This is a genomic window from Pseudomonas sp. xss_4, from assembly GCF_043104125.1.
In the GTDB taxonomy this organism is placed as follows: Bacteria; Pseudomonadota; Gammaproteobacteria; order Pseudomonadales; family Pseudomonadaceae; genus Aquipseudomonas; species Aquipseudomonas parafulva_B.
Map to the genome: position 1 here is coordinate 1 of NZ_JBICKJ010000024.1, position 1,855 is coordinate 1,855.

At 63.3% G+C, this 1,855-nt stretch carries 3 protein-coding genes; all 3 read right to left on the reverse strand.

The features are described 5' to 3' along the window. Positions 1-15: 15 nt before the first annotated feature. The 3 genes from ACF8GB_RS04890 to ACF8GB_RS04900 all read right to left on the reverse strand — a co-directional run bounded on the left by ACF8GB_RS04890 (position 16) and on the right by ACF8GB_RS04900 (position 1,624). The gene (locus tag ACF8GB_RS04890; RefSeq protein ID WP_058639716.1) at positions 16-387 is read right to left on the reverse strand and encodes a glutaredoxin; all 372 of its coding nucleotides are present in this window, start codon (positions 385-387) and stop codon (positions 16-18) included. A 61-nt stretch (positions 388-448) separates the two neighbouring features. Further along, a complete protein-coding gene (gene folE / locus ACF8GB_RS04895; protein WP_023535356.1) occupies positions 449-994 on the reverse strand; it encodes a GTP cyclohydrolase I FolE in 546 nt (181 codons plus the stop codon). Positions 995-1,063: 69 nt separating this feature from the next. Continuing rightward, complete coding sequence (locus tag ACF8GB_RS04900) at positions 1,064-1,624, reverse strand: Smr/MutS family protein (RefSeq protein ID WP_058639717.1); 561 nt, start codon at positions 1,622-1,624, stop codon at positions 1,064-1,066. Between the last annotated feature and the right edge of the window lie 231 nt (positions 1,625-1,855).

Below are 1,855 nucleotides of genomic sequence, written 5' to 3' on the forward strand. Positions count from 1 at the left end.
ATCTCGCTCAGTGACTCAATGCTTACCAAACCGCTCATCCAGGTAAGCAATGATGGCCTTGGACTCATACATCCAGGTCACCTTGCCCGCTTCCTCGATGCGCAGGCATGGCACTTTGATCCGGCCACCGCCTTGCTCCAGGGCCTGGCGGTGCACAGGGTCGTTCTTGGCGTCGCGCAACGCCACCGGCACGTTCAGGCGGTGCAAGGTACGGCGGGTCTTGACGCAGAATGGGCAGGCATGGAACTGGTAGAGCGCCAGGCCCTTGGCCGCCTCGTCCACGCCGGCCTGGGCCGCCGGGTCGCGCTTGCGCTTGGCCGGGCGGCTGACCCAGTCGCCGAATACGATAAGCTGGCCGAGGCCAACCCGCAGGGCTTTGACGATCATCTACAAACTCCTGAAATGAAAAAGGCCGACCGGCAGGGGTCGGCCTGGGTGACGCAGCCGGTTACTTGATCAGGCTGAGGAACTCGCTGCGGGTGGCCGCGTTGGCGCGGAACTCACCCAGCATCACCGACGTGATCATGCTCGAATTCTGTTTCTCCACACCGCGCATCATCATGCACATGTGCTTGGCCTCGATGACCACGGCAACGCCGGCGGCACCGGTGACCTGCTGTACGGCATCGGCGATCTGGCGGCTGAGGTTTTCCTGGATCTGCAGGCGACGGGCGTACATGTCGACGATACGCGCCACTTTCGACAAGCCCAGCACCTTGCCCTTGGGCAGGTAGGCCACGTGGGCCTTGCCGATGAAGGGCAGCATGTGATGCTCGCACATCGAATACAGCTCGATGTCCCGGACCAGCACCATTTCGCTGTTGTCGGAACTGAACAACGCGTTGTTGGTCACTTCTTCCAGTGTTTGCTCATAACCGCGGCAAAGATACTTCATCGCCTTTGCAGCCCGCTTGGGCGTGTCGAGCAGGCCCTCACGGGAGACGTCCTCGCCAATCTGGCTGAGGATCTCGGTGTAGTTCTGTTCCAGGGACATGGATCTACCTGTGGGAAAAATCGCAAAAACGAAGGTTACGGCGGCAAGGGCGGCGCTGCAAGCGCGGCGTTACTCGTCGCGGCCTTCGAGCATGGTTCGCTTGAGCATCACATAGACGGCGCCGGTGCCCCCGTGGCGGGCACTGCAGGAGGCAAAGCCGAGCACTTGCGGGTGCTGGCGCAGCCAGGTGTTGACGTGGCTCTTGATCATGGGGCGCTTGCCATCCAGGCGTGCCGCTTTGCCGTGGGTGACCCGCACGCAGCGTACTTCCAGGCGGGTCGCTTCGGCGATGAAATCCCAAAGTGTCTCGCGCGCCTTTTCCACGGTCATGCCGTGCAGGTCAAGGCTGCCTTCGAACGGTATCTGCCCAAGCTTGAGCTTGCGCAGCTGGGTTTCCTGAACGCCGTCCCGGCGCCACATCAATTCGTCTTCGGCGCCCACGTCGATGACGAACTGGTCGGACATGCCATCGATGACCAACGCCTTGTCGCTGGACACGGTCGCCGACTGGCGCAGGCCGGCCAGCTTCTGGCGGTCGGTCTTGGGCTTGCCGACCTCGGCACGGTCGTGCGTGATCGGCTTGACGCCGCGCACTTCGGCCTTGAACAGGGAAAAATCGTCGTCTTGCATGATGCCTCCACGTGGGCGGCGTAGTTTACGCGAGTGCGCGGCGGTGTGCAGCCATGGTGGTCAGGTGGAGTGGGCAGGCTGGCGATGGGCGACCCCAGGCAATAAGGTGCAATCCTGTCCACCTGTAGGAGCGGCCCCGTGCCGCGATGGGGCGCGCAGCGGCCCCAGGGTTTCAGCGTAGCAGCCTAGATCGCCGGGGCCGCTGGGCGCCCCATCGCGGCCGGTCCGGCG

Bases quoted from the DNA above. Each gene is read 5' to 3' on its own strand.
- ACF8GB_RS04890 (WP_058639716.1), bottom strand. From the start codon at position 387: ATGATCGTCAAAGCCCTGCGGGTTGGCCTCGGCCAGCTTATCGTATTC.
- folE (WP_023535356.1), bottom strand. From the start codon at position 994: ATGTCCCTGGAACAGAACTACACCGAGATCCTCAGCCAGATTGGCGAG.
- ACF8GB_RS04900 (WP_058639717.1), bottom strand. From the start codon at position 1,624: ATGCAAGACGACGATTTTTCCCTGTTCAAGGCCGAAGTGCGCGGCGTC.